This is a genomic window from Amycolatopsis bartoniae (assembly GCF_014191255.1).
GTDB lineage: Bacteria > Actinomycetota > Actinomycetes > Mycobacteriales > Pseudonocardiaceae > Amycolatopsis_E > Amycolatopsis_E bartoniae.
The window spans coordinates 2,262,870-2,286,635 of record NZ_JACHWH010000001.1; the positions used below are offsets into that span (position 1 = coordinate 2,262,870).

22 protein-coding genes are annotated in these 23,766 nt (G+C 70.8%); 11 read left to right on the forward strand and 11 right to left on the reverse strand.

What is annotated here, in order from left to right; translation table 11 throughout:
- Positions 1-21 precede the first annotated feature (21 nt).
- A complete protein-coding gene (locus tag FHX82_RS10650; RefSeq protein WP_145935756.1) occupies positions 22-1,227 on the forward strand; it encodes a DUF445 domain-containing protein in 1,206 nt (401 codons plus the stop codon).
- Here FHX82_RS10650 and FHX82_RS10655 read toward each other — a convergent pair.
- Genes FHX82_RS10655 through FHX82_RS10665 form a run of 3 tightly spaced genes read right to left on the reverse strand, consistent with a single transcriptional unit; the run spans position 1,221 to position 3,805 of the window.
- On the reverse strand, positions 1,221-2,105 hold the full coding sequence (locus FHX82_RS10655; protein WP_145935757.1) for a metal ABC transporter permease: 885 nt from the start codon (positions 2,103-2,105) through the stop codon (positions 1,221-1,223). The two genes, FHX82_RS10650 and FHX82_RS10655, sit on opposite strands and share 7 nt — an antisense overlap.
- Positions 2,106-2,906: a metal ABC transporter ATP-binding protein gene (locus FHX82_RS10660; RefSeq protein ID WP_145935758.1), complete on the reverse strand. Its 801-nt coding sequence runs from the start codon at positions 2,904-2,906 to the stop codon at positions 2,106-2,108. It lies immediately after the preceding gene.
- Positions 2,903-3,805: a metal ABC transporter solute-binding protein, Zn/Mn family gene (locus FHX82_RS10665; RefSeq protein ID WP_145935759.1), complete on the reverse strand. Its 903-nt coding sequence runs from the start codon at positions 3,803-3,805 to the stop codon at positions 2,903-2,905. Before FHX82_RS10665 ends, FHX82_RS10660 begins: the two co-directional genes overlap by 4 nt.
- Before the next feature lie 198 nt (positions 3,806-4,003).
- Here FHX82_RS10665 and FHX82_RS10670 point away from each other — a divergent pair, with 198 nt between their 5' ends.
- From FHX82_RS10670 to FHX82_RS10680, 3 genes are all read left to right on the forward strand, one after another.
- Positions 4,004-5,104, forward strand: coding sequence for a LacI family DNA-binding transcriptional regulator (locus FHX82_RS10670; RefSeq protein WP_145935760.1), 1,101 nt, complete (start codon positions 4,004-4,006; stop codon positions 5,102-5,104).
- 79 nt (positions 5,105-5,183) lie between these two features.
- Complete coding sequence (locus tag FHX82_RS10675; RefSeq protein ID WP_145935761.1) at positions 5,184-5,669, forward strand: beta-class carbonic anhydrase; 486 nt, start codon at positions 5,184-5,186, stop codon at positions 5,667-5,669.
- A gap of 9 nt (positions 5,670-5,678) precedes the next feature.
- Positions 5,679-6,566: an iron-sulfur binding domain-containing protein gene (locus tag FHX82_RS10680; protein ID WP_145935762.1), complete on the forward strand. Its 888-nt coding sequence runs from the start codon at positions 5,679-5,681 to the stop codon at positions 6,564-6,566.
- On the opposite strand, the gene FHX82_RS10685 is transcribed toward FHX82_RS10680, so the two are convergent.
- The gene (locus tag FHX82_RS10685; RefSeq protein WP_145935763.1) at positions 6,563-7,192 is read right to left on the reverse strand and encodes an SDR family NAD(P)-dependent oxidoreductase; all 630 of its coding nucleotides are present in this window, start codon (positions 7,190-7,192) and stop codon (positions 6,563-6,565) included. The two genes, FHX82_RS10680 and FHX82_RS10685, sit on opposite strands and share 4 nt — an antisense overlap.
- Positions 7,193-7,312: 120 nt before the next feature.
- Here FHX82_RS10685 and FHX82_RS10690 point away from each other — a divergent pair, with 120 nt between their 5' ends.
- A complete protein-coding gene (locus FHX82_RS10690) occupies positions 7,313-7,444 on the forward strand; it encodes a helix-turn-helix domain-containing protein (protein WP_183176548.1) in 132 nt (43 codons plus the stop codon).
- Positions 7,416-8,063 carry a substrate-binding domain-containing protein gene (locus FHX82_RS10695; RefSeq protein WP_183176549.1) on the forward strand — a complete coding sequence of 216 codons (648 nt, stop codon included), beginning with the start codon at positions 7,416-7,418 and terminating at the stop codon, positions 8,061-8,063. The genes FHX82_RS10690 and FHX82_RS10695 overlap by 29 nt, the downstream gene beginning before the upstream one ends.
- On the opposite strand, the gene FHX82_RS10700 is transcribed toward FHX82_RS10695, so the two are convergent.
- Both FHX82_RS10700 and FHX82_RS10705 read right to left on the reverse strand, forming a co-directional pair.
- A complete protein-coding gene (locus tag FHX82_RS10700; protein ID WP_145935764.1) occupies positions 8,060-8,809 on the reverse strand; it encodes an alpha/beta fold hydrolase in 750 nt (249 codons plus the stop codon). The two genes, FHX82_RS10695 and FHX82_RS10700, sit on opposite strands and share 4 nt — an antisense overlap.
- Positions 8,806-10,200, reverse strand: coding sequence for an AAA family ATPase (locus tag FHX82_RS10705; protein WP_145935765.1), 1,395 nt, complete (start codon positions 10,198-10,200; stop codon positions 8,806-8,808). Before FHX82_RS10705 ends, FHX82_RS10700 begins: the two co-directional genes overlap by 4 nt.
- 33 nt (positions 10,201-10,233) lie before the next feature.
- On the opposite strand from FHX82_RS10705, the gene FHX82_RS10710 reads away from it, so the two are divergent.
- Together FHX82_RS10710 and FHX82_RS10715 are read left to right on the forward strand one after the other, a co-directional pair.
- Positions 10,234-10,533: an antibiotic biosynthesis monooxygenase family protein gene (locus FHX82_RS10710; protein ID WP_145935766.1), complete on the forward strand. Its 300-nt coding sequence runs from the start codon at positions 10,234-10,236 to the stop codon at positions 10,531-10,533.
- The gene (locus tag FHX82_RS10715; RefSeq protein WP_229881252.1) at positions 10,530-11,351 is read left to right on the forward strand and encodes an SIR2 family NAD-dependent protein deacylase; all 822 of its coding nucleotides are present in this window, start codon (positions 10,530-10,532) and stop codon (positions 11,349-11,351) included. Before FHX82_RS10710 ends, FHX82_RS10715 begins: the two co-directional genes overlap by 4 nt.
- On the opposite strand, the gene FHX82_RS10720 is transcribed toward FHX82_RS10715, so the two are convergent.
- Positions 11,338-12,252: an endonuclease/exonuclease/phosphatase family protein gene (locus tag FHX82_RS10720; RefSeq protein ID WP_145935767.1), complete on the reverse strand. Its 915-nt coding sequence runs from the start codon at positions 12,250-12,252 to the stop codon at positions 11,338-11,340. The two genes, FHX82_RS10715 and FHX82_RS10720, sit on opposite strands and share 14 nt — an antisense overlap.
- Positions 12,253-12,441: 189 nt before the next feature.
- Here FHX82_RS10720 and FHX82_RS10725 point away from each other — a divergent pair, with 189 nt between their 5' ends.
- Complete coding sequence (locus tag FHX82_RS10725; RefSeq protein ID WP_145935768.1) at positions 12,442-13,392, forward strand: ATP-binding cassette domain-containing protein; 951 nt, start codon at positions 12,442-12,444, stop codon at positions 13,390-13,392.
- An 82-nt stretch (positions 13,393-13,474) separates the two neighbouring features.
- Positions 13,475-14,275, forward strand: coding sequence for an ABC transporter permease (locus tag FHX82_RS10730; protein ID WP_145935769.1), 801 nt, complete (start codon positions 13,475-13,477; stop codon positions 14,273-14,275).
- Positions 14,276-14,332: 57 nt separating this feature from the next.
- On the opposite strand, the gene FHX82_RS10735 is transcribed toward FHX82_RS10730, so the two are convergent.
- Positions 14,333-17,464 carry an AfsR/SARP family transcriptional regulator gene (locus FHX82_RS10735; protein ID WP_145935770.1) on the reverse strand — a complete coding sequence of 1,044 codons (3,132 nt, stop codon included), beginning with the start codon at positions 17,462-17,464 and terminating at the stop codon, positions 14,333-14,335.
- A 205-nt stretch (positions 17,465-17,669) separates the two neighbouring features.
- Complete coding sequence (locus tag FHX82_RS10740; protein WP_145935771.1) at positions 17,670-20,222, reverse strand: ATP-dependent Clp protease ATP-binding subunit; 2,553 nt, start codon at positions 20,220-20,222, stop codon at positions 17,670-17,672.
- A gap of 329 nt (positions 20,223-20,551) precedes the next feature.
- Between FHX82_RS10740 and FHX82_RS10745 the strand changes: the two genes are divergently transcribed.
- The gene (locus FHX82_RS10745; RefSeq protein ID WP_145935772.1) at positions 20,552-21,349 is read left to right on the forward strand and encodes a (2Fe-2S)-binding protein; all 798 of its coding nucleotides are present in this window, start codon (positions 20,552-20,554) and stop codon (positions 21,347-21,349) included.
- A gap of 384 nt (positions 21,350-21,733) precedes the next feature.
- On the opposite strand, the gene FHX82_RS10750 is transcribed toward FHX82_RS10745, so the two are convergent.
- Together FHX82_RS10750 and lysS are read right to left on the reverse strand one after the other, a co-directional pair.
- Positions 21,734-22,078, reverse strand: a complete 345-nt coding sequence (locus FHX82_RS10750; protein ID WP_091514512.1) for a histone-like nucleoid-structuring protein Lsr2 — start codon at positions 22,076-22,078, stop codon at positions 21,734-21,736.
- Between the two features lie 148 nt (positions 22,079-22,226).
- Positions 22,227-23,738 (reverse strand): lysine--tRNA ligase, encoded by a 1,512-nt coding sequence (lysS, locus tag FHX82_RS10755; protein ID WP_145935773.1) that lies wholly within the window; start codon positions 23,736-23,738, stop codon positions 22,227-22,229.
- Between the last annotated feature and the right edge of the window lie 28 nt (positions 23,739-23,766).

Below are 23,766 nucleotides of genomic sequence, written 5' to 3' on the forward strand. Positions count from 1 at the left end.
CCACAGGGAGGGAGGTCGGCAGTGGCGCAGGACCTCGCCGCGCACTGGCCGCTCTACCTCGCGATCCCGTTCGTCGGCGCGTTGATCGGCTACGTCACCAAGCGCGTCGCGATCGAGATGATGTTCCGCCCGCTGGAGTTCGTCGGGCTGCGGCCGTGGCTGGGCTGGCAGGGCGTGGTGCCCAAGCACGGCGGCCGGATGGCGGCGATCGCGACCGACCTGCTCACGTCGAACCTGATCGACCTGCGGGAGGTCTTCGCGCGCGTCGACGCCGACCGGCTGACGGCGGTGGTCGAGCAGCCGCTGCTGCGCGCCATCGACGACATCACCCGCGACGTGCTGGCGCAGTACCACCCGCGGCTGTGGGAGGCGATGCCCTCCATGGCGCAGGAGCTGGTGGTCAAGCAGGTGCAGGCGGCGGCGCCGCGGCTGGTGCGCGAGCTGGTGGCCGACCTGCGGGAGAACCTGACCGAGGTGCTCGACGTCAAGCACATGACCGTCCAGCGGCTCACGCGCGACAAGGCGTTGCTGGTCCGGCTGATCCGCGGCACCACGCGGCCGGAGATGCGGTTCATCGCCCGGTGCGGCATCTACTCCGGCTTCGGCCTGGGAGTCGTGCAGGCGGTGCTGTGGGCGCTGACGAAGAACCCGTGGGTGCTGCCGGTGTTCGGCGGCTGCATCGGGCTGTTCACCGACTGGCTGGCGATCAAGCTGATCTTCCTGCCGCGCGAGCCGGTGCGGGTGCTGGGGCTGACGCTGCAGGGCAAGTTCCAGCGCCGCCGCCGGGAGGTCGCGCGCGACTACGGCGAGCTGATCGCGCACGAGGTGCTCACCACGCCCAACCTGCTGGAGGCCGTGCTGAGGGGACCGCGGGCCGACCAGGTGGTGACCATGGTGCGGCGGACGGTGTCGCAGGCGGTGGACGAGCAGGCCGGTCGCCTGGTGGCGCTGACGATCGGCACGGCGCGGCTACGGGAGATGAAGGAGGCGGCCGCCACGCGGGCGCTCGCGCTGCTGCCGGACACCGTCCGGCACGCCGAGCGCTACCTGACCGAGGCGATGGACGTGGCGCACATGGTGGAGCAGCGAATGCTGGCCCTGACGCCCGTCGAGTACGAGGGCCTGCTGCGCCCGGCGTTCCGGCAGGAGGAGTGGAAGCTCATCGCGGTGGGCGGGGTGATCGGTTTCGTGGTCGGCGAGCTGCAGGTTCTGCTGATGCTTCACTGACCGACTGCGGTCGGCGCCGGAGCGAGGTCCGGTGCCGTGACCTTCCCCGCTCGGGAGCGGCGGTGCGCCACCACCCGGCAGGTGAGGTAGATCAGGAACGAGATCGCCGTCACGAAGGCGCTCACCGGGACGCCCGGGGCCAGCGACAGGATGATGCCGCCCACGGCGGCGACCTCCGCGAACACCACGGCCAGCACCGTCGCGCGCCAGGGGCTCGCCGTGACCCGCACCGCGGCCGCCGCGGGGGTCACCATCAGCGACACCACCAGCAGCGAGCCCACGATCTGCACGCCCAGCGCCGTCGCGATGCCCACCAGCACCGCGAACACGACCGACAGCAGCCTGGCCGGCACGCCGCGCGCCGCGGCGACGTGCGGGTCCACGCTGGCGAACAGCAGCGGCCGGTAGATCGCGCCCAGCACCAGCAGCACCACCACCGCCGCGGCGACCAGCACCACGATGTTCGTCGTGTCGATCGACACGATCTGCCCGATCAGGATGCCGAACTTGTTCGACGTCCGTCCCGGGTAGAACGTCAGCAGCAGCACACCGAGACCCAGCCCGAACGACAGGATCACGCCGATCACCGAGTCGCGTTCGGACTCACGCCCGCCCAGCAGGCCCAGCAGCAACGCCGCGAGCACCGACCCGGCCAGCGCGCCGTACTCCACGCCGATGCCCAGCAGCAACGCGCCCGCCGCGCCGGTGAACGCCAGCTCCGCCGTGCCGTGCACCGCGAACGACATCCGCCGCGTCACGACGAGCGGGCCGAGCACCCCGGCGACCAGCCCCAGCACCGCCGCGGCCAGCAGCGCCGTCAGCACGAACGGCTGGCCGAGCAGCTGCGCGGTCAGCCCGAAGTCGAACAGCCGGTCCACTCAGGACACCCGCTCTTCCGGTTCGAGGTGGTGCGGCTCGTCCTCGCACAACGCGCTGCGCTGGCCCGCGACGTGGATCTGGCCGCCCACGCGCAGCACCTCGACCTTCGTCCGGTACAGCTCCGACAACGTCTTCGAGTTCATCACCTCTTCGGGCGTGCCGATCCGGAACCGGCCTTCGACCAGGTACAACACCCGATCCACATAGGACAGGACCGGGTTGAGCTCGTGGGTCACGAACAGCACGGCGGTGCCCGCCTCGCGGCGGCGCCGGTCGATCAGCGCGCTCACCGCCCGCTGGTGCCCGAGGTCCAGCGACAACAGCGGCTCGTCGCACAAGAGCACGTCGGGGTCGCCGATCAGCGCCTGCGCCACCCGCAGCCGCTGCTGCTCGCCACCCGACAGGCGCCCGACCGGCGACTTCGCGTACGCCTGGGCGCCCACCGACTCGATCGCGGCCGCGACGCGCCGCCGCCGTTCCCGCAGCCCACGCAGGCCGACACCCCAGCGGTGCCCGTCGAGTCCGAGCCCGACCAGGTCGACACCGCGGAGCGTGAGCGCCTCGTGCATCGCGCGCTGCTGCGGCACGTACCCGACCGGGCGATCGCTGGCGATCCGCCACGATCCGGCGGACAGCGACTGCAGCCCCAGCAGCACCTTCACCAGGCTCGTCTTGCCGGACCCGTTCGGCCCGAGGATGGCCAGGAACTCACCGGGCTCGACGTTCAGGTCCAGCCCGGACCACAGCGTCCGCCCGCCGAAGGCCAGGCTCGCGCCGGAGATCTCGACTGCGGGGCTCAAGAGTTCAGTGCTCCTGCCAGTGCGTCGACTTCGCTGGTCATCCAGGAAATGTAGTCCGTGGCGCCCGCGGGCAGCGTTTCGGTCACGTCCACGACGGGCAGTCCGGCCCCCTTCGCGGCGTCCACCACCTGCTGCGTCGTCGGCGTGACCGTCTGCGCGTTGTCCACGACGGCCTTCACCTGCTTGCCCGCGATGATCGCGTTCACCTCGGCGACCGCGGCCGCGGGCACGTCGCTCTCGTTCTCGACCGCCTCGGAGAACTCGTGCGGGGTCGCGTCGGTGACCTTCGCGGTCTCCAGCAGGTAGTGCGCGACCGGTTCGGTGGCGAGCACCTTGCTGCCCGGGTGCGCGGCGCCCGCCTGCTCGGCCTTCGTCTGCAACTCGGTGACCTTCGCCTTGAACGCGGCGGCGTTGGCGGTGAACGTCTGCGCGTCGGCGGGGCGCAGCTGCCCCAGCTCGGCGGCGACCTGGTCGGCCACCTTCTGCACGGTGGCGAAGCTGTACCAGACGTGCTCGTTCTCGTCACCGGTCGCGCCGATGTCGTAGGCCACCAGCTTCTTCGCGTTCGGCGCCTGGTCCGCGAGCTTCGTGAAGAAGTCGTCGTAGCCGCCGCCGTTGGCCAGCGTCAGCTGGGCCCGCTGCGCGGCGAGCGCGTCCTGCGGGGTGGTCTCGTACGAGTGCGGGTCGGCCGCGGGGTCATGGATGATCGACGTGACCTGCACCTCGTCACCCCCGACAGCGGTGAGCACGCTGCCCCACACGTCGGTGGACGCGACGGCCGCGATCTTCCCGCTGCTGTCCCCGGCGGTGTTACCACCACCACATCCGGTGAGGCCCAGTACCAGGGCGGTGGCGGCTGAAGCCAGGCCGATCAGGCGCGGCGAACGGCTGGAACGCATCACGATCTCTCCCGAAAGTGGCAGGTAGAAGCACCGTCTGTAGTTATTGGAAACGGTTTTCGAGTTCACCTTACGCTACCGGGTGATGATCTTGCCAAGACGGGTTACGGGCACCTGAACGTCGCGTTGCGGGCTGCCATCGGGGCGGCAGACCCGCTTCGACTTCTGGAATCCGAACTGAACCGTTACGGTTCCCTCATGGGGCGTCCTATGCGCATGAGGCGACAGGCGACGTTGGCGTCGCTCGCCGCGGAACTCGGCGTGTCCAGGACCACGGTGTCCAACGCCTACAACCGGCCCGACCAGCTCTCCCCCGAACTCCGCCGCCGCGTCCTCGAGACCGCGCGGCGGCTCGGCTACCCCGGCCCGGACCCGGTCGCGCGCTCGCTGCGCACGCGCAAGGCGGGCGCGGTCGGGCTGCTGCTCACGGAGAACCTGTCGTACGCCTTCCGCGACCCGGCGGCGATCGGCGTGCTCGAAGGGCTCGCCCTCGCCTGCGAGGACGCGGGCGTGGGCCTGCACCTGGTGCCCGCGAGCCCGGGCCGTGACGACGTGGCGGCCGTGCACCGCGCCGGTGTCGACGGTTTCGTCGTCTACTCCGTGCCCGACGACGACCCGCACCTGGCCGCCGTGCTGGCCCGGCCGGTGCCCACGGTGATCATCGACCAGCCCCAGGTCGACGGCCTCGACCGCGTCGGCCCCGACGACGCGTCGGCGATCACGAAGCTCGCCGAGCACCTCGTCGGCCTTGGCCACCGGCAGGTCGGCGTGCTGTGCATGCGGCTCGCCCGCGACCGCAACGACGACTTCGCGTCGCTGGAACGCCAGCGCACCGCGCACTTCCACGTGCAGCGCACCCGGCTGGAGGCGCTGGCCACGGCGTTCGGCAAGGCCGGGGTGGACTGGGCGACCGTCCCCGTCGTCGAGCGCTTCGACCACACCGTCGACGAGGGCGCCTCCGCCGCCCGCCAGCTGCTCGGTGCCTACCCCCAGGTGACGGCCCTCATCTGCACCTCCGACATCCTCGCGCTCGGCGCGCTCGCCGAAGCCGAACGCCGCGGGCTGCGCGTCCCGGCGGACCTGACGGTGACGGGCTTCGACGGCATCGCCGAGGCCGAGCGGCTCGGGCTCACCACCGTGCACCAGCCGGTGCTGGAAAAGGGCCGCGCGGCGGGAAAGCTGCTGCTCGCGTCGGGTGACCACGTCAACCCGCGGGTCATCACGCTCGACACCGACCTGAGGATCGGCACCACGTCCGCCCCACCGCGGACGATGGAGGAGCACTGGTTCGGACCGTGATCCTCGTCCACCCCGATTGCCGGTCGGCCGTCCGCCAGGTCAAATAGAGCAGGCCGACACCGCTGCCGGGAGGAGAAGGATGACCGCGATCGAGGAGCTGCTCAAGCGCCACCAGGAGCAGGACAGGGTGACCAGGGAGACCCCTGCCCCGCCCGCACTTCACGTGGTGATCCTCACCTGCATGGACGCGCGCATCAATCCCGCCGAGGTCTTCGGCCTGCAGCACGGCGAGGCGCACGTCCTGCGCAACGCCGGCGGCGTGGTCACCGACGACGTGATCCGCTCGCTCGCGCTCTCCCAGCACGCGCTCGGCACCACCGAAGTGATCGTCATGCAGCACACCTCGTGTGGCGTGTCCACGGTCACCGAAGACGGCTTCAAGGACCAGCTGGAGCAGTCCTGCGGACTGCGGCCGACGTGGTCGGTCGAGGCGTTCCGCGACGTCACGGACAGCGTGCGCACCTCGGTACAGCGGGTGAAGCGCAGCCCGTACCTGCCGCACACCGACAACGTGCGCGGCTTCGTCTACGACATCCAGACCGGGGACCTCACCGAGGTCCAGTAGCTTGTCCGGGTGCCCATCGACGCCGAGACCCTGATCGACTGGTTCGACCGCACGGCGCGCGACCTGCCGTGGCGGCGGCCCGAGTGCACCGGCTGGGGCGTGCTGGTCAGCGAGATCATGCTGCAGCAGACGCCCGTCGTGCGGGTGCAGCCCATCTGGGAGGAGTGGCTCGCGCGCTGGCCCGTGCCGTCCGCGCTGGCCGCCGAAAGCCAGGGCGAGGTGCTGCGGGCGTGGGGCAAGCTCGGCTACCCGCGGCGCGCGCTGCGCCTGCACGCGGCGGCGGCCGTGATCGCCGCCGAGCACGGCGATGTCGTACCGTCCGATGTGGACACACTGCTCGCGCTGCCGGGGATCGGCGCGTACACCGCGCGGGCGGTGGCGACGTTCGCGTACGGCAAGCGGGCGCCGGTGGTGGACACGAACGTGCGGCGCGTGGTCGCCCGCGCGGTGCACGGCTCGGGCGACGCGGGGCCGCCGTCGACCACCCGGGACCTGGCGGACGTCGAGGTGCTGCTGCCCGCCGAAGAGGCGCGGGCCGCGCGGTTCTCCGCCGCGCTGATGGAGCTGGGCGCGCTCGTGTGCACCGCGCGTGCGCCCAAGTGCGCCGACTGCCCGATCTACGACACGTGCGCGTGGCAGCGTGCCGGGCGCCCGGCGTACGCGGGACCGGCCAAGGCGGTGCAGAAGTTCGCGGGCACCGACCGGCAGATCCGCGGCCGGCTGCTGGACGTGCTGCGCGGCACGCCCGAGCCGGTGTGGAAGGACAAGCTGGACGTGGTGTGGCCGCAGGACGCGGGCCGCCGCGACCGCTGCCTGGCGTCCCTGCTCACCGACGGCCTGGTGGAGCAGATTCCCGACGGCCGCTTCGCCCTCCCCGGCGAGCACTCTGCGAACTAACCCTCCCGGAGCACGGATTCGGTGAGGCGCCGGGCCGCGGCGGCCAGTTCAGGCGTGAGCGGAGCGGTCAGCGCGTCGGCGGGTGCGAGGTCGGGGCCGAAGACCGTGCCGGTTTCGAGACCCGGAGCGGTCGCGGCGTGGACGATCGAGCCGATGGCCTCCCGCACGGGTCGTTGCACCCCCTGCCGCACGGCGTCCCAGTGCGGACGCAGCGGCGGGGGCAGGATCTCCGGCTCCATCTCCGCGGCATTGGGTGTCGCGGCGGCGCCGGGATCCGCGGCGAACACCGAGATCCCCGTGTCCCGCAGGCGCTCGGCCAGTTCGAGCACGGCGGCCAGGTGCGCCAGTTTGGCCCGGCCCGAAACCGCCATCCCGCCCACGTTGTTGACCAGCAGCCGCAACGGTCCCTGCGCCGCGAGCCGGGCACCGAGCGTCCGGACCTCCTCCAGCGACGACAGGTCCGCCCGCACGAACAAGGCGTCCGCGCCGATGCTCTCGGCGGCTTCCGCGCCGCGCCGCTCGTCGCGTCCGACCACGGTCACCGCATACCCCCGTCGCGCCAGCTCCCGCGCGACTTCCAAACCGATGCCGCCAGTGCCCGCGGTGACGACAGCCCTGTCCTTCATGCACGTCCTCGATCTCCGGTGGCCGGCTCGTCCGGCCCTCGGGGACCAGCTCACCGGCGCGGCCGGAAAAGGACAAAGGCCCTGCGGGCATCGTGCGGTGCCGCCACGGCATGGCAGGTCATGGCGGTCGCCGAGGAGCGCAACTTCACCCGCGCCGCGGCCCGGCTCGGCATGACCCAGCCCGCGTTGTCCCGCGCCATCCGGTTCCTCGAAGACTCCATCGGTGTGGCGTTGTTCGTGTCTCGGCGGTGAAGCGCCGCATCTGCGGATTTCGTCGCTGGGCTGCGAGGCCGACCGGCTCCAGCTGCTGGTGAGCTCCTACAACGAAGATCACCCGGATCAGGTGCCTGCCAAGGGGGTCTTCGCCGACCGGCGGGAACAGGTCGGCGACATACACAGCGGCTCGGTCGACGTCACGTTGCTGCGGACGCCGTTCGACAACCGCGGGCTGGACAGCGATCGCCTGTGGACGGACGACTACGTGGCGCTGCTGGGAGGAGGGCACCGGCTGGCCGGACGCACCGTCGTCGAGCGGGAGGAGCTCGCCGGGGAGGTGCATCCGGTCTGGTCGGTCGGGCCGACGGCCCCGGTTCCCGGCGCGCGCTGGACCGGTCCCGACACCTCGTTGCTGGACTGGAAGCCCGGTCCGGTGGTGCACGACACCGGCCAGTACCTCAGTGCCATCAGGCTGGGGGAGGCGATCGGGCTGGCCCCGCGGACGGTGGTGTCCGCGGCCTCTCCCGAGGGCATCAACGTGGTTCCGGTCGTGGGGCTCCCGCCGAGCGAGCTCCACGTGGCGTGGCTCGCGACGGCGACCTCCCCCGACCTCGCCCGGTTCGTCCGGCACGCCGGGCAGCTGGCGGACCACTAGCGACCCAGCACCTCCGACAGGAACGCCTCCACGGCACCGCGGTACTCCTCCGGCGCGTCGTCGTGCACCACGTGGCCCGCGCCCTCGACCACGACGTGCCTTCCCCGCGGCACGCGGGCGGCCAGCTCGGCCTGCTGTCCGGCGGGCATCGCCGTGTCGCCCGCCTCGACCACCAGCAACGGGCACTTCACACCGTCCACAAAGGACCAGTACTCCCGGCGGCCCCACTCGGCCGCGATCTCGTACAGGTCCTCCAGATCGGCCATCAGGTGGTAGCCGTCCGCGCGCTCGACCACGCACTCGGCGAAGTAGTTCCCGGTGCTGCCGAAGAACTTCCGCACATGCGCGAGCGACTGGAACGGCACCGGCCACGAGTCGAAGTACCCGCGCCAGGTGTCCACGGTGCGGCCGCGCTGGTCCGGCGCCATGTCCTCGACCACCACGGCACGCACGAGCTCCGGATGCGTCGCGGCCGTCGCCCACGCGTGCAGGCCGCCCATCGAGTGTCCGATCAGCACGGCCGGTTCGTCGAAGGTGCGCAGCAGGGCAGCGATGTCCTCGACGAACTGCTCGGTGGTCCACGGCCCGGTGCGCTCGGCGCGACCGTGGCCGCGGGCATCGAGCCCCACGACGTGCCCGTAGGGCAGCAGCCACTGGGCGACCTCCCACCACGTCCTGGCGCGCCCCATCAACCCGTGCAGCAGCACGATCGGCTGCCCCCGCCCGCCGAAGTCCACGGTGCTCATCGGCTGCCCAGCAGGGATCTCGTGATGGAGTTGCCCGACTCGTTGAGCTCACGGACCGCCGTCAGCAACGCTTCGTCGTCCACCGGCACGGGTTCGCCACGCGCGCCGCGACGGATCTGGTGCAACACCGCCCGGCGCAACAGTTCCTTCACGTACGACGCCGTCACCCCGTCGGTCTGCTCGACGACCGCCGCGAGGTCGGCCCGCAGGTCCACGTCCCGGCCGTACAACTCCAGCAGACGCCGCCGTCCCGCCGCGTCCGGCTTCGGAATCTCCACCGCGAGGTCGATCCGGCCCGGCCGGTCGGCCAGCGCCCGCTCCAGCTCCTGTGCGCGGTTGGTGGTGAGCACGAACGTCACGTCCGCGTCCGCGCCGATCCCGTCCATCGCGTCGAGCAGGGTGAACAGCAGCGGGTTGGTGCCCGGGCCGATGGAGCGGTCCTGTGCCACCAGGTCGACGTCCTCCAGCACGAGCACCGCGGGCTGCAGCCGGCGCGCCAGCTCGGCCGCCTTGCCGACGAACCGCATCGCGGGCCCGGTCAGGATGAGCACGGTGTGCTCGGTGAGCCTGCCCATCAGGTAACGCAGGGTGTGCGTCTTGCCGGTGCCGGGCGGGCCGTGCAGCAGGAGCCCGCGCTTGAGGTGCTGCCCCGCGGCCCGCAGCCGTTCGGCGTGCTCGGCGATGCCCACCGTGTGGTGCTCGATCGCGGGCAGGACCCCTTCGGGCAGCACCACGTCGGCGGCCGAGAGCCGCGGCCTCGGCAGGAACGTCAGCAGCTCGTTGCCCCGGTACTCGCTGGTGCCGAACGCCAGCACCTGCCCGCGCAGCACGTCGTGCTCGCGGATCAGCGCCTCGATCCGGTCACGCGCTGCCGACGCGGCCGCCCGCTCGACGGCGATCACTTCGATCCGCACCTGCTGCGGCTGGTGCTGCGACGGGCCCCGCAGCGCGACGACCACCGGCAGCCCGTCCGGCGTCGTGGTGAGCACCAGCCCGAACTGCACCACCTCCTCGGTGGCGTCCGGCCCTGCGGCCTCCGTGCGGTAGTCCACCGCGCCCAGCTCGTACTGCCCGTGCCTGCGGGCGGCGCTGAGCATCTCCAGGACCTCCAGGCCGGCGCGGTGCGACCCCGCGATGCCGAACCACGGGGACTCCCCGCCCCGTTCGGCGAGGTAGCGCTCGACCCCGCGGTGCACGTTGACGTGCTCCCACGAAGGGAACTCCTGCGACACCAGTACGAGCTCCGGCAGCCCCGCGCCCACGTGGCCCGTCACCCGCTCCACCAGCTCCGCCGCAGGGCTGCCCGCCTCCAGCACCGAGGCCGCCGATCGCACTATCCGTTGCAGGTTCACGGCCAGCTCCGCCGCGTCCGCTTCCCCCAGTTCGGTCATCTGCCCAGGGTGCCACGAAGTAGGGTGGGGCTCATGGCAGTCGTGAAGATCAATGCGATCGAGGTGCCCGAGGGCGCCGGCCCGGAACTCGAGAAGCGCTTCGCCGCCCGGAAGCACGCCGTGGACTCGCAGCCCGGCTTCCTCGGCTTCGAGCTGCTGCGCCCGGTCTCCGGCGAGAACCGCTACTTCGTCTACACCAAGTGGGAGACGGAGGAGCACTTCAAGGCGTGGGCCGAGGGCCCGTCGCGCGAGGCGCACTCCGGTGAGCGGGCCAAGCCCGTGGCCAGCGGGGCCAACCTGCTGGAGTTCGAGGTCGTCGACCTCGACGGGTGAGCGGGGCGCTGGAATCGGCGGCCCGGTTGATCGAAGCCGCCGACGCCCTGCTGGTGTGCGCCGGCGCGGGCATGGGCGTCGACTCCGGCCTGCCCGACTTCCGCGGCGACGAGGGGTTCTGGCGCGCCTACCCGCCCTACGAGCGGCTCGGCCTGCGCTTCGCGGAGCTGGCCGACCCACGCCACTTCGCCGATGACCCGTCGCTCGCCTGGGGTTTCTACGGGCACCGGCTGGAGCTGTACCGCGCGACGGTGCCGCACGAGGGCTTCGCCCTGCTGCGCAAGTGGGGCGAGGCCAAGCCCGGCGGTGCCGCCGTGTTCACGTCCAATGTAGACGGTCAGTTCCAGAAGGCGGGCTTCGCGCTCGTCGCCGAGGTGCACGGCTCGATCCACCACCTGCAGTGCACCGTGCCCTGCGGCCCGGACATCTGGGCCGCCACCGATGTCCACCCGCAGGTCGACGAGAAGACCATGCGAGCCGCCGAACCGCTGCCGGAATGCCGGAACTGCGGTCAGCTCGCCCGCCCGAACATCCTCATGTTCGGCGACTTCGACTGGCTCTCCGCCCGCAGCGACGAACAGCTGCGCGCGGTCAACGACTGGCGGCGGGCGCACCCGAACCTCGTGGTGGTGGAACTGGGCGCGGGCAGCGCGGTGCCCACCGTCCGCCGCTACTCCGAGCTCGCCAGCGCCGCCACCGGCGCGCTTGTCCGCATCAACCCTCGGGAACCGGCCGTCCGGCACGGGCGCGGCGTGTCCCTGCCCCACGGCGCGCTGGACACGCTCACCGCGCTCGACGAGCTGCTCACGGGAGGGTGAGCTCGGCCAGCACCGCGTGGTGGTCGGAGTCCGGCACGTCGAGCACCCGGTAGGAGTCCACCGCGACCCGCGGGTCGACGAGGACGTGGTCGATCGTCACCGGCGGCGGGAAGAACGACGACGGCCAGGTGGACGTGAAGCCCGAGCCCGTGGTGAGCCCCGCGTCGGTGTACCCCGTGCCGAGCACCTTCCGGAACGCCGCGTGGTCGACGGTGGAGTTGAAGTCGCCCGCGAGCACCCGCACCGCGCCGTGCTGGTCCGGCTTCGGCAGCCCGGCCAGCTCCTTCTTCCACTCGTCCGCGTCGGTCGTCGGCGGGATCGGGTGCACCGCGACGACCTCGACCGGCGTGCCGTGCACGTCGACGCGGGCGCTCGGCTGCTTCATGCGTGACGGCCCCGCCAGTGACAGCTCCGTCAGCGGGTAGCGCGACGCGATGCCGGAGCCCGCTCCCCCGGAAACGGGCTTGAACACCCGGTACGGCAGCAGCTCGAACAGGCCCGCCTGCTCGAACTCGGTGACCTCGCGCGGCGTCAGCTCCAGCAGGTTCAGCACGTCCACCTGGTTCTCCCGGACCAGCCGCACGATCGACTGCACGTCGGCGCGGCCCAGGTACTGGTTCGACGACATCACCCGCAGCTTCGCGCCGTGCGCGGCGGGCTGCGCGGAGGCGAACGTGCGGGGCAGCAGCATCCCGACCAGCGCGAGCGCGACCACCAGCACGATCCCGCCGATCCACCAGTGCCGCAACGCGAGCGACACCCCGCCCAGCACCAGACCGGCGGCCGTGACGTACGGGGTCAGCGCGATCAGGGCCGCGGTGACCTTGTTGCCGTCGAAGCCGAGCAGCCGCATCACGGCGATCTCGAGGAAGCCGAGCGCCAGCACAGCGAGCACGATCACGCGGAGATTGTTGCTCCGCGAGCTGGTCGCGGGCTGGGCGGTGGCTGTGCCGGGGCTGTCAGCGAGGTGCACAAGATCAGTTGTACGCGACGCCCTGCCAAGGCCGTGTCAGGTGCTGACAGCGCGCTGTGCGCGGCCTGTCAGCGCGGCCGGGCAGGTTGTCCCCGTGCGACTACAAGGGAGGAACTCATGTCGCTGGCGATCCAGGCGGAAGGCCTGGTCAAACGCTTCGGGGAGACGGTCGCGCTGAACGGTGTCGACCTGCAGGTCCCCACGGGCAAGGTGGTCGGCGTGCTCGGCCCGAACGGGGCGGGCAAGACCACGGCCGTCCGGATACTGGCCACGCTGCTGCTCCCCGACGGCGGGCACGCCACCGTCGGCGGGTACGACGTGGTGAAGGAGCCGGTGCGGGTGCGCTCGCTAATCGGCCTGACCGGGCAGTACGCGTCGGTGGACGAGGACCTGTCGGGCACCGAGAACCTGGTGCTCATCGGCCGGTTGCTGGGCCTGTCCCGGCCGGACTCGAAGGCCAGGGCGGCCGAGCTGCTGGAGCAGTTCGAGCTGACTGACGCCGCGGGCCGCGCGGCGAAGACCTACTCCGGTGGGATGCGGCGGCGCCTCGACCTGGCGGCGAGCCTCGTCGGGCGGCCGCAGGTGCTCTACCTCGACGAGCCGACCACCGGGCTCGACCCGCACGCGCGCAACGAGGTGTGGGGCGTGGTCCGGCGGCTCGTCGCGGACGGCGCGACGGTGCTGCTGACCACGCAGTACCTCGACGAGGCCGACCAGCTCGCCGACTCGATCACGGTCGTCGACCACGGCCGCGTCGTCGCCGACGGGCGGCCGGACGAGCTCAAGCGGCGCGTCGGCGGGCAGACCATGCTGGTGCGCCCGACGTCGCTCGCGGACCTGGACACCGTGTCCCGGATCCTGGCGGACCTCACCGGTGTCGACCCGCTGCGCGACGACGACACGGGCCTGCTCAGCGCACCCGTGTCCGACCCCGTTCTGCTGTCCACTTTGGTCAGGAAGCTCGACGACGCCGGCATCGTCGCCGACGAGGTGGCGTTGCGGCTGCCGAGCCTCGACGAGGTCTTCCTGGCGCTGACCGGAAAACCCGCTGAGGAGGTGGTCTCATGAGGACTGCTTGCAGGTCCGAATCATCAGACGCCATGCTCGCCAATAACACAGCCGCGGCTTGCCGCGTCCGACAGGAGGCGGCATGACGACCGCGGTTCTGGCGCCGCCGCGCCACATCAACCCCGCACAGGCACTGCAGCACGGTTTCTCGCTCGCGTGGCGGGGCGTGCTCAAGATCCGCAAGAACCCCGAGCAGCTGATCGACGTGACGATCCAGCCGATCCTGTTCCTGGTCCTGTTCGTGTACCTGTTCGGTGGCGCGATCTCCGGCAGCACGGGCGCCTACCTGCAGGCGCTGGCACCGGGCCTGCTGGTACAGAACACGATCATGGCCAGTCTGTCGGCGGGCGTGGCGCTGAACACCGACGTCAGCAAGGGCGTGTTCGACCGGTTCCGCAGCATGCCGATCGCCCGGTCAGCACCGCTGGTGGGCGCGGTGCTCGCCGACGTCGTGCGCTACCTGGTCGCGATCTTCGTGCTGCTGGTGATGGCGACGATCATGGGTTTCCGCATCCACACCAACCCGCTGGCCGTGCTCGGCGCCGTCGCGCTGATGGTGGTGGCGGGCCTGTGCTTCTGCTGGATCGCGGTGTTCGTCGGCATGCTCGTCGAGAACCCGGGCTCGGTGCAGGGCATCATGATCGCCTTCATCTTCCCGATCACCTTCGGCAGCAACGTGTTCGTGCCGAGCACGACGATGCCCGGCTGGCTGCACGCGTGGTCCGACATCAGCCCGGTGAGCCTGCTCGCCAACGCGATGCGCGGACTGCTCGTGGGCGGTGACGTCGCGGGACCACTGCTCGGCAGCCTCGCGTGGCTGGCCGGGGTGGTCGTGGTGTTCTTCCCGCTCGCGATGCGCGCCTACCGGCGCCGCGTGGGCTGACCCAGGGGGTGCGGGCGGCCGGTCTCTTCGGGGGAGACCGGCCGCCCACCGTCGTGCTCAGTCCACGAACTCCGCGCGCAGCCCGGCGATGGCCTCTTCCTTGCCCAGGCTCGCCCCTGCGTCGAAAGCGTCCTGGAAACCCTTGTCGCCCAACGCTTCCTTGAGCTTGACCACCAGCTCACGCAGCTCCGGGTCACCCTCGTCGAACGCGCCACGCGCCGCGCGGCTCACGCCGAGCGTCCACGCCGATCGCTCGAATTTTCCTTCCAGCGCAAGCAGTCTGGCGCCGACCTGCGCCGCGATGGCGACGTCCGGCATGTCGCGCCGCTCCCCGGACGACGAAACCGCGACGGGCAGCCGCTCGCGCGCCGTGGCAGCGTCCCCTTCGGACACCGCCAGCGAGGCGGCGAACATCGACACCCACTCCTCGGCCATCCGCATCGGGAACGGCAGCCGGTCCGCCACCGACACCAGCCAGTCGAGCACCTCGTGCGCCCGCGCGAAGTCCCCGTCGCAGCGGGCCAGGTCGAGCACGGTGAACCGCACGAGCGCCTGGTGTTCGAGCTCGCCGTCCTCGTCGGCGAGCCGGAGCCCCTCTTCGAGGTCGCGCCACGCGCCCTCGACGTCCCCGGACCGGTACCGCTCGTTCGCGAGCCTGGTCAGCTGCTGGACGGCGTCCTCCGCCGACGACAGCTCCCGCGCCAGTTCCAGCCCCTGCTCGTAGCCCGCGATCGCCTCGGCGTGCCTGCCCCGCAGCGAGTGCGAGCTGGCCTGCATGGCGACGGTCATCGAGACGCCCCAGCGGTCGCCCACCTCGCGGAACCCCGCCAGCGCCTCCGCCCGTGCCCGTTCGCTGCCGTCGAGGTCCCCGGCGCCGTCGAGCATGAAGCCTCGCACCCACTGCGCCGCCGAGCGGGCCCACCGCTCGGGCCGGGCGAGCGCGCGTTGCAGCTCCCGCTCGACGAGCTCCTCGTCATGGCTCATGAAGGCCAACATCGGCACGCCGAGCGCGAGGATGGGAAAGCGCTCCAGCGCGTTCGTCCTGGCGCAGTCCTCCACCAGTTGCCGCAGGTTCTCCGGGTGCCCGAACATCGGTGCCGCCTGGATGAGAGCGTTCATGATCGAGAAGGCGGCCCGCGCGTCGGCCGGCACCTCCTCACCGAACGCGAGGACGTCGGTCAGGAACGCGAGGGGCTGCTCGTTCAGCCCGCGGATCACCCAGAACCAGCAGAGCGCGGCCACGAACCGGTACGACGTCTCGGCGTCTCCGGCGTCGATGGCCCGGCGCAGGGCGGTGAGCATGTTGTCGTGCTCGGCATGGAACGTCCGGATCGCGGCCAGCTGGTCGAACGTCCGCAGCAGTGGCTCGTTCTCCTCGGCCAGGCGCAGGAAGTACGCACCGAACCGGCGGGTCACCAGCTCGCGCTCCGCGGCCTCGTCGAGCCGTTCCTCGCCGTAGGCCCGGATCGTCTCCAGCATCCGGTACCGCGGCTCCACGCCCTCGACGGCGTCCACAATAGACTTCTCGACCAGCGAGCCGAGCACGTACAGCACGTCCTCGACCGGCAGCAGCTCGTCCCCGCAGATCTCTTCGACGGCCGAGATCGTGGCGCCACCGGGGAAGATCGACAGGCGGCGGGCCAGCACGCGCTCCGGCTTCTCCAGCAGGTCCCAGCTCCACTCGACCACCGCGCGCAACGTCCGCTGCCGCGGTAGCGCGACCCTGCTGCCGTTGGTGAGCAGCCGGAACCGGTCGTCGAGCCGCTTCGCGATCTGCTGCACCGGCATCGACCGCAACCGCGCGGCGGCCAGCTCCAGCGCCAGCGGCATCCCGTCGAGGCGGCGGCAGATCTCGCGCACCGGCTCCGTGGTGGCCTCGTCCAGCACGAAGCCCGGACGTACGGTCGCGGCGCGCTCGGCGAACAGGCGCATCGCCTCCGGGTCCTCCAGCGGCCCGAGCTGGCACAGCAGCTCACCGGTGATCGCGAGCGGCTCCCGGCTGGTGGCCAGGATCCGCAGGTTCGGCAACCGGGTGAGCAGGTCGTGGGCCAGCTCGGCGGCGGCGGCGACCAAGTGCTCGCAGTTGTCGAGCACGAGCAGCCCCTCACCGCTGCCCGCCAGCTCCGCGATGCGGTCGAGCGGTTCGACGACCTGCAGCGACGGTGCCGAGTTGAGCACCCGCATGTCCAGCGAGCCGAGCGCGGCGAGCACGGCCGCAGTGACGTCACCGGCGTCGCGCACGGCGGCGAGCGCCACGAACCAGACGCGCCCGCGTTCGGCGGCCGGATGCCGGACGGCGGCCTCCGTGGCCAGTCGCGTCTTGCCCGCGCCACCCGGACCGGCGAGGGTGACCAGGCGGGACGACGCGAGCGAGCGCGCGAGGAGGTCCAGTTCCCGCTGCCGCCCGACGAAACTGGTCAGCCGCACCGGCAGGTGGTCGTTGACGGGCCGGGGCTTCGCCAGCTCTCCGCGTAGCACCGCGAGGTGGACCTGCTGCAGCTCCGCGGAGGGGTCCACGCCCAGCTCGTCGGCGAGGGTGGCGCGCGTGCGCTCGTAGACCGCCAGCGCGTCCGACTGGCGCCCGGCGGCGTACAGGGCACGCATCCGCAGGCCCGCCAGGCGTTCGCGCAACGGCTGTGCGGCCCCGGCGGTTTCGAGATCGGGGAGGACGTCGGCGTGACGGCCCAGCTCCAGCTCGGCCTCGAACCGGTCCTCCCGCGCCGAAGCCAGCAGGTCGGCGAGGCGGGCGGCGGGGGCCTGGGCAAACGGCGCGTCGAGCACGTCGGAAAGCGCTTCCCCGCGCCACAGGGCCAGCGCCTCGGTCAGCGTGGCCGACGCGGCGGAGTGGTGCCCCGCCGCCAGCTCACGCCGGCCGCGCGCGGCCAGCTCCTCGAAGCGGGCGGCGTCGGTCTCTTCGGCCTTGAGCACGTACCCGCCGTTGGTCGAAGAGACGCGGGAGGCGTCGCCGAGCGCCCGGCGCAGGCGGGAGACGAGGGACTGCAACGCGTTCGCCGCGTCCGCGGGCGGCTCGGCCCCCCACAACCCGTCGACGAGGGCTTCCACGGTGACCGGCCGGTTGGCGTCCAGCGCGAGCCGGGCCACGAGCATGCGCAACCGCGCACCGCCGATGTCGATCGGCGCGCCGTCGTCCCCGAGGACCCGGACCGGCCCCAGCACACACACCCGCACGGATCCAGCTTCCCAGATTCCCCCGGCGAGGGTCCGGGAAATACGAACGCCCCCGGGAAGTCCCGGGGGCATTCGCAGACCTGGCTGCTGATCAGTCGTTTCTCAGAAGCGGCGGAGCCACTTGCTGTGGGCCGTCAGCTTGCACCGCTGCGGGTTCAGGTTCCGCTACCCGCACCGGCACGCAAGCCCGTGAAACACTCCCTGATCAGTCGTTCTCGGACTCGTGCCGGGGGTCGTTGCCGGCGCCGATGGAGACGGGCGGGGCGTCCGGCACCTCCAGCGGCTTGGGCTCGCCGCGGAAGGTGAAGTGCGCCTGGTCGTCCTTGTCCTCGGGGTCGCCACTCCACCCCTCGACGTCGACGATGATGATCTGACCCGGCTGCACCTCGCCGAACAGGATCTTCTCGGACAGCTGGTCCTCGATCTCCCGCTGGATGGTCCGGCGCAGCGGACGGGCACCGAGCACCGGGTCGAAGCCACGCTTCGCCAGCAGCGCCTTCGCCTTGTCGGTCAGCTCGAGAGCCATGTCCTTGGCCTTCAGCTGGGTCTCCACCCGGGACGCCATCAGGTCCACCATCTGGATGATCTGCTCCTGCGTGAGCTGGTGGAAGACGATGATGTCGTCGATCCGGTTGAGGAACTCCGGCCGGAAGTGCTTCTTCATCTCCTCGTTGACCTTCTGCTTCATCTTGTCGTAGCGGTTCGCCTGGTCGCTACCGGAAGAGAAGCCGAGGCTGACGGACTTGGAGATGTCCGACGTCCCCAGGTTCGAGGTGAAGATCAGCACCGTGTTCTTGAAGTCGACCGTGCGGCCCTGACCGTCGGTGAGGCGCCCGTCCTCCAACACCTGCAGCAGCGTGTTGTAGATCTCCTGGTGCGCCTTCTCGATCTCGTCGAACAGCACCACCGAGAACGGCTTGCGCCGCACCTTCTCGGTGAGCTGGCCGCCCTCCTCGTAACCGACGTACCCGGGAGGGGCACCGAACAGCCGCGAGGCGGTGTAGCGGTCGTGGAACTCGCCCATGTCGATCTGGATGAGCGCGTCGTCCTCGCCGAACAGGAACGCCGCCAGCGCCTTGGACAGCTCGGTCTTACCGACACCGGACGGGCCGGCGAAGATGAACGAGCCGGACGGGCGCTTCGGGTCCTTCAGGCCGGCGCGGGTGCGGCGGATGGCCTGCGAGACCGCCTTGACGGCGTCCTCCTGGCCGATGATCCGCTTGTGCAGCTCGTCCTCCATGCGGAGCAGACGCGTGGTCTCCTCCTCGGTGAGCTTGAACACCGGGATACCGGTCCAGTTGGCCAGGACCTCGGCGATCTGCTCGTCGTCGACCTCCGCGACGACGTCCAGGTCACCGTCCTTCCACTGCTTCTCCCGCTCGGACTTCTGGCCCAGCAGGGTCTTCTCCTCGTCGCGCAGCCGCGCGGCGCGCTCGAAGTCCTGCGCGTCGATCGCCGACTCCTTGTCGCGGCGGACCGCGGCGATCTTCTCGTCGAACTCGCGCAGGTCCGGCGGCGCGGTCATGCGGCGGATGCGCATGCGGGCGCCGGCCTCGTCGATCAGGTCGATCGCCTTGTCCGGCAGGAACCGGTCGTTGATGTAGCGGTCGGCCAGGGTGGCCGCCGCGACCAGCGCGGAGTCGGTGATCGACACGCGGTGGTGCGCCTCGTACCGGTCCCGCAGGCCCTTGAGGATCTCGATGGTGTGCTCGAGCGACGGCTCGCCGACCTGGATCGGCTGGAAGCGGCGCTCCAGCGCGGCGTCCTTCTCGATGTACTTGCGGTACTCCTCGAGCGTGGTGGCGCCGATGGTCTGCAGCTCGCCGCGGGCCAGCATCGGCTTCAGGATCGAGGCCGCGTCGATGGCGCCCTCGGCGGCACCCGCCCCGACCAGCGTGTGCAGCTCGTCGATGAACAGGATGATGTCGCCGCGGGTCTTGATCTCCTTGAGCACCTTCTTCAGGCGCTCTTCGAAGTCACCGCGGTACCGGGAGCCGGCGACCAGCGACCCGAGGTCCAGGGTGTAGAGCTGCTTGTCCTTCAGCGTCTCGGGCACCTCGCCCTTGACGATGTTCTGGGCCAGTCCCTCGACGACGGCGGTCTTGCCGACGCCCGGCTCGCCGATGAGGACCGGGTTGTTCTTGGTGCGGCGCGACAGCACCTGCATGACCCGCTCGATCTCCTTGCTGCGCCCGATGACCGGGTCGAGCTTGCCCTCGCGGGCGGAGACCGTCAGGTTGCGGCCGAACTGGTCGAGCACCAGCGACGAGGACGGCGTGCCCTCGCCACGGCCGGCACCGGCCTCGGCCGGCTCCTTGCCCTGGTAGCCGGACAGCAGCTGCAGCACCTGCTGGCGCACGCGGTTGAGATCCGCGCCGAGCTTGACGAGCACCTGCGCCGCCACGCCCTCGCCCTCGCGGATCAGCCCGAGCAGGATGTGCTCGGTGCCGATGTAGTTGTGGCCGAGCTGCAGCGCCTCGCGCAACGACAGCTCGAGTACCTTCTTGGCCCGCGGGGTGAAGGGGATGTGCCCGCTCGGAGCCTGCTGGCCCTGGCCGATGATCTCCTCGACCTGCTGGCGGACGCCCTCCAGCGCGATGCCCAACGATTCGAGCGCCTTGGCGGCGACACCCTCACCCTCGTGGATCAAGCCCAGGAGGATGTGCTCGGTGCCGATGTAGTTGTGGTTGAGCATCCTGGCCTCTTCCTGGGCCAGGACGACCACCCGCCTCGCGCGGTCGGTGAACCTCTCGAACATTCCCACTCCCTCGACTGCTGCGCCGGCGGTGAGCCTCCACGCCGCGGTGGGCGATGGATTCAGCACCGTGAGTCCACTGTAGTAGCCGACGGCTTCCACCGGGCCACCACTGGGGCGAATCAGGTCACAGAAGTCAGTACGTCGGCCCTTGCCGGCCGTGCATTTTCCCTGCTTGCTGACACCTTTCCCAACGCGCGCCCACCCCGCGGGATTCCGTCGGACGCCGTTGTCCGCTCACCGCGAACAGGGCCCGGATACCCCGGTGGCGCCCCCGCCAAAAGCCGCTAAGGTAAGGCAGACCTAACACCCGAACGGAGCAGCGGGAGGGCATGATCGACACCGTGCGGCGGCGCCGGGCCGCGCCCGGCCTCGCCGCCTCCGTGACCAGGGTGGCGCCACTGCAGCAGCGCGTCGAGTTCCGTCCTGACCTGCCCGAAGCCGACGGGTGGCGGCGTTGCGCGGACCTGCTCGGCGACCCGGCGCGCTTCGCGGAGTGGCGCACCCGGCTCGGCGGCTGGCTCCACGACCGGTTCGGAGAAGCACCCGCACGGACGACAGCCGGTTACGTGATGTCGTGGTACCTCCACGTGCCCGCCTACGCGGCGGCTCTGTTGTTGCACCACGAACGGCGGGTACCGCTGCTCCATCCGGAGGAGCTCGCCTTTCGCCTCGGCCCCGACCGCCCGCACCCGGACGGGATCGCCGTACTCGGGACCGACTTCCACTGCCCGCCGGACGACCCGGCGGCGGGCTGCCCCGAGGCGACGGTGGTGCCGGACGAGCGCGCGCTCGCAGCCGTACTGCGCGCCCGCTACCTCACCCACGCGACGCGGTTCGTCCAGGCGTACGCGCCCACCTGCCGGCTGGGCCGCCGGATGCTGTGGGCCGGCGCGACCGACGCACTGGACAACGCGCTGTGGTGGGTAGGCCGCCAGGGCGGGGACGAAGGCGCGGGCGTCGCGGACGCGGCACTGGTCCTCGACGCGCGGTACCCGCCCCTCACGGCAGCCTCGGCACTGCGGCTGACCGGCCGGACGTGGACCCGGCGACGAGAGAGCTGCTGCTTCTCGTACCTGTTGCCGGACGAGGCGGAGTGCGCCGAGTGCCCTCGACTGCGGGGGCAGTGAGGAAAGCAATCGCACAAGAGTGACGTTCGCCACTTCCGCTGGTCTTCACCGGATCGGATAACCCACGCAAGTGTTGAACAGTGAACAAAGAGGACGGCCGAAAAGTTCGTCGGAATGAGTCATCCGTCGCACGGGCGTCTCGTCGCGACTCGTGATCGAGGAATCGATTGCCGGCAGCCGGTGATCACACCTCGGAGCCGCAAGTTGCAGTCCGGAAATTCAAAGCTGCGCGAAAAAGCCCAAAAGAGCCCGGAGGCACGCGCGCCGGGGCACCCGCGAGAGGCTCCCAGAGCAGTAGAACACAGTTCAAGAATGCGAGCACGTGAACGGGGCCGCCAGGAACGAATCCTGGCGGCCCCGTGCGCGGCTATTGGACCCGGAAGGTCAGTTCTTCTTGTGGTAGGCCTCGACGACCTCGGACGGGATACGACCGCGGTCGGAAACCTGGAAGCCGTTCTTGCGAGCCCACGCGCGAATGGCCTGGTTCTGCTCGCGGTCCACCGAAGCGGAGCTGGCAGCGGGCTTGGCCGACGGGCGGCCCGCACGCTTGCGTCCCCCGGCGCGACGCGCGTGCTCGACGTACTGAGCGAGCGCGTCCCGCAGCTCTTCCGCGTTTTCGCTGGACAGGTCGATCTGGTAGTTGATCCCGTCCAAACCGAACTCGACGGTCTCGTCCGCCTCCGAGCCGTCGAGGTCGTCCACGAGGGAGACCAGCACCTTCTGTGCCATCAGTTTCCTCCTGTTTTGAACTAGCCGCAAATGTCTGGGTAGGGCGAGTGCCCCGGTCAGAAGCCATTGACTAGGGACATTAATACCCGGAATCCGCGCACAACGCAAACTTCGTTTGCATTGCGCGTGTGTGCGAGCCGACGGCCAACTATTCCGGACGCACGAGCGGGAACAGGATCGTCTCCCGGATACCGAGGCCGGTCAGGGCCATCAGCAACCGGTCGATGCCCATTCCCACACCACCGGATGGTGGCATTCCGTACTCCAGGGCCCGGAGGAAATCTTCGTCCAGCCGCATGGCCTCGCTATCGCCGGCCGCCGCCAAACGGGACTGCGCCGTCAGCCTTTCGCGCTCGACGACCGGGTCGACCAGCTCCGAGTAACCCGTGGCCAGCTCGAATCCTCGCACGTAGAGGTCCCACTTCTCGGCCACGCCGGGCTTGCTGCGGTGCTGCCGCGTCAACGGCGAGGTCTCGATCGGGAAATCCCGCACGAATGTCGGCTCGTGCAGGTGATCGCCTACCAGATGCTCCCACAGTTCCTCGACGAGCTTGCCGTGCCCCAGTTTCGGGTCCGGCTCCAGCCCGCGCGCCTGCGCGAAGCCCCGCAACTTTTCGGCAGGCGTCTCGGGCGTGACCTCCTCGCCGAGCGCTTCGGACAACGAGCCGTACATCGTCAGCGTCGTCCACTCGCCCGACAGGTCGTAGGGCGTTCCGTCCGCGAGTGTCACTTCCAGGCCGCCGAATACCGCCTGCGCGGCTTCCTGGATGAGCTCACGGGTCATCACCGCGTTGGTGTCGTACGTGGCGTACGCCTCGTAGAACTCCAGCATGGCGAATTCCGGCGAATGCGAAGAGTCGCTGCCCTCGTTCCGGAAGTTGCGGTTGATCTCGAAGACCTTCTCGATCCCGCCGACCACGCAGCGCTTGAGGTACAGCTCCGGCGCGATCCGCAGAAACAGGTCGATGTCGAACGCGTTGGAGTGCGTGACGAATGGCCGCGCCGCCGCACCGCCGTGCAGCGTCTGCAGCATCGGCGTCTCGACCTCGGTGAAGCCCCGGCTGTCGAAGGAATTGCGCAGCGAGCGCACGACCGCGGCCCGGGTCCGCACCGTGTCCCGCGCCTTCGAGCGCAGGATCAGGTCGACATAACGCTGCCGGATCCGCGTTTCCTCGGCCAGCTCCTTGTGCGCGACCGGCAGCGGGCGCAGCGCTTTCGAGGTGATCTGCCAGCGGTCGGCCATCACCGACAGCTCGCCGCGGCGGGAGGTGATGACCTCACCGTGCACGAAAACGTGGTCGCCGAGGTCGACATCCGATTTCCAGGCCGCGAGCGACTCCTCGCCGACACCGGCGAGGCTGAGCATCGCCTGCAACTCCGTGCCGTCGCCTTCGCGCAGAGTGGCGAAACACAGTTTCCCCGTGTTGCGCACGAACAGCACCCGGCCGGTGACGCCCACGATCTCACCCGTCGCGGTGTCCGCGGGCAGCTCCGAATACTTCGCCCGGATCTCGGCGAGGGTGTGCGTGCGCGGGACCTCGACCGGATACGGATCGGCCCCTTCCGCCATTATCCGGTCGCGCTTGGCCCGGCGAACCCGCATCTGTTCCGGCAGGTCTTCATCGGGTAGGGGGCGCTCGGAGGCGGCGGAATCCGTCATACGCACAGGGTACGAACCCGGCCGGACG